The organism is Psittacicella hinzii (genome assembly GCF_003585885.1).
GTDB lineage: Bacteria > Pseudomonadota > Gammaproteobacteria > Enterobacterales > Psittacicellaceae > Psittacicella.
In genome coordinates this window covers 1-10,016 of record NZ_NRHC01000009.1, presented here as the reverse complement: position 1 = coordinate 10,016, position 10,016 = coordinate 1, and the positions used below count along the sequence as shown (strand labels likewise).

1 protein-coding gene is annotated in these 10,016 nt (G+C 38.5%); it reads right to left on the bottom strand.

Features of this window, described 5'->3' with window-relative positions:
* Nucleotides 1–137: 137 nt before the first annotated feature.
* Entirely contained in the window at nt 138–9,980 is a 9,843-nt protein-coding gene (locus CKF54_RS08105; RefSeq protein WP_222987462.1) for a beta strand repeat-containing protein, read from the bottom strand.
* Nucleotides 9,981–10,016: the final 36 nt, after the last annotated feature.

Genomic DNA, 10,016 nt, shown 5'->3' with positions numbered 1-10,016 from the left:
AAAAACAAGTGCACCTCAAACGTGAAAATTTAAGCATAAAAAAAGAGAGTAACCCCTAAAGGTTACTCTCAATTCCTATTCAATTTGTAAGTTGAATATGTTAACTCAATCTTGTTACTAGATGAGCGTTTTATAACCTAGTTTTTAGGTTTAACGCTATCTAATAGTTTAGATTTGAGTAAGTTTGGATGGTTGTCACATGAAGTTTGTAAGCTTGCTACATCTTCATTTGAGAAACCATATTTATCAGCGATGTCACCGATTGATAAGTTACGACGATCTTCTTCAGATACGTTGTATCTACCGATTAGGTTACCTAAATCAACAGTACATTGTTGGAAGATAGTGTTCGCTAAAGTTACATCGATATCGTTAGCAGCATGTAAACCATAAGCGTTTGTATCATGCGCTAAGTCACCTTTGTCTTTACCGTCATCTTCAATTAGATCATCACCTAATTCTAACCAGTCAGAATAGTTAGGATCGATCTCAACGTCACCTGCGAACGGATTTAGAATTACTAAGTTCGGGTTGCTCGTATTGATTGTATTGTAATCAATGTACTGACCATTGTTAGTTGGTGAAGTACCGATTTGACCAGAGTTATCAGTAATTGTAGGTGTTGTATTAGAGTTAGTAACGATAGTTTCAGTTAAGTTAACTGTGTTGTTAGTAACTGTAATTGGTTCACCTGTTAATACTAGATTTTTGTAGTTATCTAGAGTTGAGTTAGTTACAGTTACAGAACCATTTCCACTTGTAGAAGTGATGTTACCTTCACCTGTACCAGTTGAAGTTAAGTTATCGATTACTGCACCTTTGTCACCGTTGTTGTTTAGGTTGTTGTAGTTTTCAACAGTTGAGTCTTTGATAGTTGCGGTACCGTTACTTTCGTTGTTGAAATCACCATTACCTGAACCTGTTGTCGTTACATTTATAATCGTAGCTTCAGTTTCACCTTTGTTATTTAGGTTGTTGTAATTAGTGATGTTAGAGTCTTCAATAACCGCTTTACCTTCAGAACTTTCGTTGTTGAAGTCACCGTTACCAGTACCAGAAGTAGTTACGTTAGAAATCGTAGCTTCGTCTTTACCTTTGTTATTTAGGTTATTGTAATTTTCAATTGTTGAATCTTTAACAGTAGCTGTACCGTTACTTTCGTTATTGAAATCACCGTTACCTGAACCAGTTGTTGTAACGTTAGAGATTGTCGCTTCAGTCTCACCTTTGTTATTTAGGTTGTTGTAGTTAGTGATATTAGAATCTTCAACTACAGCTTTACCTTCAGAACTTTCGTTGTTGAAGTCACCGTTACCAGTACCAGAAGTAGTAACGTTAGAAATCGTAGCTTCGTCTTTACCTTTGTTGTTTAGGTTATTGTAGTTTTCAACAGTTGAATCTTTAACAGTAGCTGTACCGTTACTTTCATTGTTGAAATCACCGTTACCTGAACCAGTTGTTGTAACATTAGAGATTGTCGCTTCAGTCTCACCTTTGTTATTTAGGTTGTTGTAGTTAGTGATATTAGAATCTTCAACTACAGCTTTACCTTCAGAACTTTCGTTGTTGAAGTCACCGTTACCAGTACCAGAAGTAGTTACGTTAGAAATTGTAGCTTCGTCTGTACCTTTGTTGTTTAGGTTGTTGTAATTTTCAATTGTTGAATCTTTAACAGTAGAAGTACCGTTACTTTCATTATTGAAATCACCGTTACCTGAACCAGTTGTTGTAACGTTAGAGATTGTTGCTTCAGTCTCACCTTTGTTATTCAGGTTGTTGTAGTTGTTGATTGTTGAGTCTTCAACTGTTGCTTTACCTTCAGAACTTTCGTTTGTGAAGTCACCTGAACCTGTACCAGTTGTAGTTACATTAGAAACTGTAGCGTCGTCTTTTGCAGAGTTAGTGAAGTCTGTGTACTGTTCTACAGTAGAGTCTTTCACTGTTGCAGAACCGTTGCTACTTGTATTTTTGAATGCACCTTCGCCAGTACCTGTAGTTGTTAGGTTGCTGATTGTCGAATCTTCTTTAGCTTCAACTGTTAAGTTTTTGAAGTTATTAACTTCAGAATCTTCTAAAGTTGTAGAGCCATTGTTACTTGTTACTGTGAAGTTACCTTCACCTGTACCATTTGCAGTTACATTAGTTACAGTAACATCTTGGTCACCAGTTACAGTTACATCGTTGAATTTACTTACGTTAGAGTCAGCAATAGCAACTGAACCGTTCGCACTTTCAACTGTAAAGTCACCGTTACCTGTACCAGTAGCTGTTACATTTTCAACTGTTACACCTTGATCACCGTCAACTTTTAAGTTGTTGAACTCAGTTACAGTTGAGTTAGTTAGAGCTGCTGTACCGTTGTCACTGTTAACTGTGAAGTCACCGTTGCCTGTACCTGTAGCAGTTACATTGTCAACAGTAGCACCTTGATCACCATCAACAGTTAGGTTGTTAAAGTTAGTAACTTCAGAGTCAGCTAATGTAGCTGTACCGTTTTCACTGTTAACTGTAAAGTCACCTTTACCTGTACCAGTTGCTGTTACGTTCTCAACTGTCGCACCTTGATCACCATCAACTGTTAAGTTGTTGAACTCAGTTACAGTTGAGTTAGTTAGAGCTGCTGTACCGTTTTCGCTGTTAACTGTGAAGTCACCGTTGCCAGTACCTGTAGCAGTTACATTGTCAACTGTCGCACCTTTATCACCGTCAACTGTTAGGTTGTTAAAGTTAGTAACGTCAGAGTCAGCTAATGTAGCTGTACCGTTAGAGCTTTCAACTGTGAAGTCACCGTTGCCAGTACCAGTTGCAGTTACGTTCTCAACTGTAGCACCTTCAGCACCTGCAACAGTTGCATTGTTGAAGTTAGTAACTGTTGAGTTAGCTAGAGCTGCTGTACCGTTTTCACTGTTAACTGTGAAGTCGCCGTTACCTGTACCAGTTGCAGTTACATTTTCAACTTTAGCACCTTGGTCACCGTCAACTGTTAAGTTGTTGAACTCAGTAACAGTAGAGTTAGCTAATGTAGCTGTACCGTTTTCGCTGTTAACTGTGAAGTCACCGTTACCAGTACCAGTTGCAGTTACGTTTTCAACTGTCGCACCTTGGTCACCGTCAACTGTTAAGTTGTTGAACTCAGTTACTGTAGAGTCAGCTAATGTAGCTGTACCATTCGCACTTTCAACTGTGAAGTCACCGTTGCCAGTACCTGTAGCAGTTACGTTATCAACTGTAGCACCTTGGTCACCAGATACAGTTACGTTATTGAAGTTAGTAACTTCAGAGTCAGCTACTGCAGCTGTACCGTTATCGCTGTTAACTGTGAAGTCACCGTTACCAGTACCTGTAGCAGTTACGTTGTTAACTGTAGCACCTTGATCACCATCAACTGTTAAGTTGTTGAAATCAGTAACAGTAGAGTTAGCTACCGCTGCTGTGCCGTTAGCACTTTCAACTGTAAAGTCACCGTTGCCTGTACCTGTAGCAGTTACATTTTCAACTGTTGCACCTTTATCACCTGATACAGTTGCGTTATTGAATTGAGTAACTGTTGAGTTAGCTACTGTAGCTGTACCGTTTGAGCTTTCAACCGTGAAGTCACCGTTACCCGAACCAGTTGCAGTTACGTTTTCAACTGTTGCACCTTCAGCGCCTGATACTGTTAAGTTGTTGAAGTTAGTAACAGTTGAGTTAGCTAATGAAGCTGTACCGTTAGTTTCAACTGTGAAGTCACCTGTACCTGTACCAGTTGCTGTTACGTTCTCAGCTGTAACACCAGTTTCACCTGCTAAAGTTACATCACTAAATTGTGATACAGTTGTGTCAGTTACAGTTGCAGAGCCATTTGCACTTTCAACCGCAAACTCACCTGAACCTGTACCTGTAGCAGTTACATTATTAACTGTTGCACCTTTATCACCAGCTACTGTTGCATTGTTGAAGTTAGTAACTGTAGAGTTAGCTACTGCTGCAGTACCGTTAGAACTTTCAACTGTGAAGTCACCGTTGCCAGTACCAGTTGCAGTTACGTTTTCAACTGTTGCACCTTGAGCACCTGCAACTGTTAAGTTGTTGAAGTTAGTAACAGTTGAGTTAGCTAATGAAGCAGTACCGTTAGTTTCAACTGTGAAGTCGCCTGTACCTGTACCAGTTGCAGTTACGTTCTCAGCTGTAACCCCAGTTTCACCTGCTAAAGTTACATCACTAAATTGTGATACTGTAGTGTCAGCTACAGTTGTAGAGCCGTTCGCACTTTCAACTGCAAATTCACCTGTACCAGTACCTGTAGCAGTTACGTTCGCAACTGTTGCACCTTGGTCACCTGAAACGGTTAAGTTAGTAAATTGTGAAACAGTAGAATTATTTAATTCAGCTGTTGCATTACTACTTGATAGTGTAAAGCTGCCTGCACCTGTACCTGTAGCAGTTAAGTTAGTTGCAGAAGCTTCTTCTTTAGCAGCTACAGTTAAGTCGATGTAGTTAGAGATTGCAGAATCTGCTACTGTTGCCGAACCGTTAGTTGCCGTAGTTGTAAATGAACCTGCACCTGTACCAGTTGAAGTTAAGTTTTCAACTACAGCGTTCTCTGCAGCTGTTAGAGCTACGTTGTTGAACTGGTTGATTGCTGAACCGTTAGTTACAGAAACGTCACCACCAGTACTTGTTGCAGTGAAGTCACCTGTACCAGTACCTGTGAAGTTAACACCATCTAAGTTAACGTCTTGACCAGCTTCTACAGTAGCATTGATAAATTTCTCAACTGTAGTGTCAACTAAATTAGCTGAACCTAAACCAGCGTTAACGTTAAATTCACCTGTATCTGTACCTGTGATTGTTGAGTTAGTTAGGTCAACACCAGTTGCACCTTCTAAGTCAACATTTGCAAATTGGCTAATAGCTGTGTTTGTTAAGCTTACAACAGCTTCTGTTGCAGTTGAGTTAGCTGCGATAATACTTAAGTCACCGTATGCACCATTTGCATCAGCTACACCTGTTAAAGTAGTGTCACCTAAAGTAACGTTACCGTTTTCTGCTTTTAAGTTAACGTTGTTACCTTGGATTACTGTATCTGTACCTGTGATTACTAAATCACCGTTTTCTTTAGTTAGGTTAGCGTCAGTTGCAGCAATGATTGAAGAGTTCGCAAACTCGTCATCAGAAGAGATAGTTACATCAACTTTACCAGCTGTTGATTGTAATACTGAGCCATTAACTACAGTTAACGCACCAGCTACAGTTGTAGAGTTAAGAACTAAATCATCTTTAACACGGATCGCAGAGTTATCTAAAGTTAAATCACCTGTAACTTCGTAGTTAGCTGAACCATTAACTGCTGATAATTCAGAGTTAGTTAACACTAAGCTCGAAGCTGAAGATTCTAAGTTAACATCAGCGTTATCAGAGATTAATTTAACACCATCTAAAGTACTTGTTGAACCAGAAGTACCTGTTTGGTTTAAAGTAACATCTTGATCTGCGTGTAGAGTAGCATTACTAATAGTTAAAGTACCTGTAGTGCTTGTTGAGCATACAGTTACAGAACCTTCGTTTGAAGTAACTGCAGAACCATTAATAATAGTTAAGTTACCTGTATCAGTAGTTAGAGAAATGTCACCATTACCTGTTACTGATGTATTGTCTAAAGTTAAGTCTTTAGCTGTTTTAATTGTTGGGGTAGCGCCTGAACCTGTAGCTTCAACTACTGAGTCAGTTAAAGTTACGTTACCACCAGTACTTGTTACGTTAACTTCTTTACCGCGGAAAGTACTACCTGTAGTTGTTAAATCATCTTTAACTACTAATGAAGCTGTACCGTTTTCAGCGATTAAGCTAGAGTTAGTAAATACGTAAGAAGCAGATGAAGAATCACCAGAGAAGTCAATTGAAACGTTACCATTTACTGATTGTAAAGTAGAGCCGTTTGTAACTTCTAAGCTTTGTACGTTACCAGCCACTGAAGATAATGAGATATCTTGGCTAGCCACAACGCTAGTTGCATTGATAATTAACTTATCAGTTGCACTTAACACTAACGCATCATCGTCATCACCATTAGAAACTACAGATGAACTTTGTAAGTCAATTGAACCAGCTTGTGCTGTTAAATTAACTTTGTTACCTTCTAAAGTAGTGTCTTGTAATGTACTAATACCTGCAGCTGCTACTAAGCTGATGTTAGAGTTATCTGCATCAGTATTTACATCTGTGTTAGATAAAGTAATGTAACCAGCACCGTCAGATGCGCTCTTAGTTACAACTTCAAAGTCACCAGAGTAAGCACCAGAGTTAACTGTATCGTTAGTTGTAATTGTACTATCGGTAAATGTTACGTTACCAGTGTTCGAAGTGAACACAAGTCTCTGCCAACCTGTGATATTAGAGTTATCTACATTGATATCTTTGTTAGCAGTGATTGTTGGGTAACCACCAGATTTACCATCTGCAGCTGTATAGAATGCACTAATGTTTGAATCAATGATATTGATTGAGTTGTTTTGTGCTTCTAAAGTTACAGAGTAACCTTCAACGATTGTACCGTTAGTAATGTTTAGGTTCTCTTTAGCTTTTAACGTTACGTTTGAACTATCAGTGTTGTTACGTTTTAACGTAAAGTTTGCAAAAGTAGCGTTTGCATTTAACGATTGTAAAGTTGCATCGCTGCTACCTGTAGCATTAGTTAAATCTACTGTTGAGTCAGAGATTACTAAGTTACCAGTTGCGTTTACTACACCTTCAGTACGAACTACTAAGTTAGAACCGTTAGTAATTGCTAAAGTACCAGTAGAAGATGAAGTATCTAATACTGAAGCTGATGTAGTGTTGTGCGCTTCTAACGTAGAGTTGTTAATTGTTACGTTATTTGTTGCACAGATTTCGTAACGGTTAGTTTGTAAGTTAGTGTTGCTAACGTTAATTGCATCAGTAGCTTGTAACTGAACTAAAGTAGTTTCTGTGCTATTTACAAAAGTAACGTTATCTAAGTTAACATCAGTACCTTTTAATGTGTAGTTTGAAGCACCATTTGACGCGTTAAATGTAGAATTTGTTGCGTTTAATGTACCCGCACTTGCAGTTAAATCAGCATAACCAACTACAGTTGAATTAGTTAATTCAGCTGTGCCTGTTACATCGATTTTTGGAGAATTTGCACTAGACTCACCTGTAGTTAAGGTAGAGTTGTTAGAAACAGTTACGTTGTTACCTTTAACATCTAGGTTAGAAGTACCAGTGATAGTTGACGAGTTAACGTTAGTTGTACCTGAAGTCGCAGAGTTTAAAGTAACATTGTTAGCAGTAACTGTTGCTTCTTCGAAGTTAGCTGTATTGTTAGTGGTATAAGTTAAATTACCATTGTTGTTAACTGTAACTGTACCAGTTGTATTTTGCGTACCGTTAGTGAAGTTAACATTTTTAGCATTGTTAACAGTTAAATCTTTTGCGCGTAAGTAAGCAGTTGCTGAGTTAGTTGCGTTTAGATTTAAGTTGCTGTTAGTGTTAGAGGCAGAGAAGTTAAATGTCGTATTCTCTAAGTTAGTCGCACCAGCTGTGTTAGTAACTTGTAAGTTCGCTGAGCTTGTTGCCCCAGTGAAGTTAAGTACAGAGTTAGTTAAGTTTAACTGTGCATCTGCAGTAGTGTTAACTACTGTACTTAGGTTGCCTGAAATCGCTAAGCTTTCAGTTGTGTTATTAACAACAAATTGCGTAGCTTGTTGTGCTTGGCTTGTACCAGTTTGGACAATACCTAAGAATAAGTTAGTAACTGTACCGCTTAGGTTTTCAACCGTAACATTACTTGAAGCACTGTAGTTAGTTTCAGGTGCAGTTTGTAAAGTTACGTTAGTTGCGTTTAATTTAACGTCTTGAACTGTTACTTGTTGCGATGAGTTAGGTGCTTGGAAGTTAATTACCACACCGTTGCTTGATGTAATAGAAGTGTTGTTTAACACGCTATCAGCATCATAAGTATTGTAACTTTGCTCATCAGAAGTAATTGATGACGACGCAAATTGACCTAAGTAAACTGGAGTTGCTGCAGTTGTTGAGTAACCTTTAACTGTAGAGTCAGTTAAGTTTAAACCACCTACAACCGAGTAAGCTGCTACTTGCGCAGAGTTAAGCGTAGAGTTGTAAATACTTACAGTATCTAAACCGAATACGTTTAAGTTATTGCTGTTACTTGCTGTTGATGTACCAGCTAGTGATGAGTTGGCAATGCTAACTGTTGAAGAGTTAGAAACGATTGTTTGGTCACCACCGATTTGGGTTTTAACATTTTGGAAATCAACACCGTAGTTACCGATGAACTCAGTATTGTTACCAGAAGCTGTGAAACCTGAAGTACCTGTTCTTACACGACCTTGATTTGAAACGATACTACCTTGAGTTGGAGAGTATACCGTTGCGTTGTTTAAGTAGATGTCGCTATAAGACCAGATGTAGTTGTAGTTACCTGATACAGTTGAATCAGTGATGTTAACGTACTGGTTAGCTGATTTTTCATTATCCCAGCTATTGATACCAATAGATAGGAATGTGTTATTAGCAAATAGTTTCGAGTTGTTCTCGATAATAATACCAGCACGAGTATTCGAGTTATAAGTTAAATATAAACCGTTAGTTGTAGCTAGGCTACCAGTCATATTTAACGTTGAATTTGTGATCTTAATGTAACGATCAGTAACATTTGTGTCAGTATCTAGGTTTAACCAGATTTGACGGTTAGAAGTAATTGTAGATGAATCTACAGTAATGTTACCGATGTGAGTAATATAGAACTCAACACTGTAACCAGCAGTTACGCAAGCACCTGTTACGGTAATGTTACCGTTATAAGAAGTTAAGTTTAGGTAACCTGCAGTAATTTGTGCACCAGATTGTACTGTTACATCTTTTTGCGCGATTAAAGTTAACTCACGTTTAGAGTTGTTAACATCTGAGTGGTAAATACGAGCATTACCTTGGATAGTGATGTTACCGTCAGTATAGAAAGCTGCACGGCTCACTGTACCATTTGCAAGTAAGTAGTTAACTGTACCATCAGTCATTGCGTAAGTACTTTGACCACTCTTATTCAGAGAGTAACGACCTACACCACTACTTAAACTTTCATAGTAAGCTTTTGATGATGAACCATCACCTTTCCAGTTTTCAGTGTTAGCTGTACCATTTGTAATCACAAAGTCAGTCGGGTCAAGTAACCAAGTACCCATGTACTCTTCGCCTTTTTCCGAGCTAGTGTCTACGCTGAAGTGACCAGGAACTACATTAATGTATTTACCTGAAGTTTCAACATAACCACCGTTACCTGTTACTGAACGTGCGATAAATGTACCTTCAACTTGAGATTCGTTACCCCAAGTGTAGATTTGACCTGCGTCACTTTCACCTGATACGTCAATGGTTGAACCTGAAAGGATTAGCGTTTGATCCGCTAATTTAACGCTTGTACCGCTACCTTTAGCATCACCACCCACATATACTAGACCACCTGTTGTACCAGTAGCTGCAATGTAAGAGCCTTCTTCAACCCCAACAACGTCACCTAGTAAAGAGATAGTACCACCTTTAGAGGTTTCAGATGAAGCGTTTAACGTACCGTTGTTTACTACTAAGCTGTTGTGCGTACCAACAACTTCAGAGTTTACTTGACGGTTTGTTTGGAATTGTGTACTTTCAGTAGCACCAAATAATTGGATTTCGCCGTTAGCTTTAATTACGGCTTTATTAGCGTTACCTTCAAGAGTTACTAAGTCAGCAAAAGTATCACCTACAGTTGAAGTTAAACCGTTTGCTACTTTGTTAGCTAGTAAGTAAGCTTTTTTAGCAACAATGTTACCTAAGTTAACAGCTTTGTTGTTTGCTGTAACTTTGTATGAAATTAATGGATTTTCTAAATCCTGAATAACGATGCTTTGACCAGCAAGTAGATATACTGTACCGTTTTTAGCTTCAAGTACACCAGTGTTAGATACTTGACCACCCACTAAGGCAATAGTACCGTCGTTTTGTACTTTAATCAC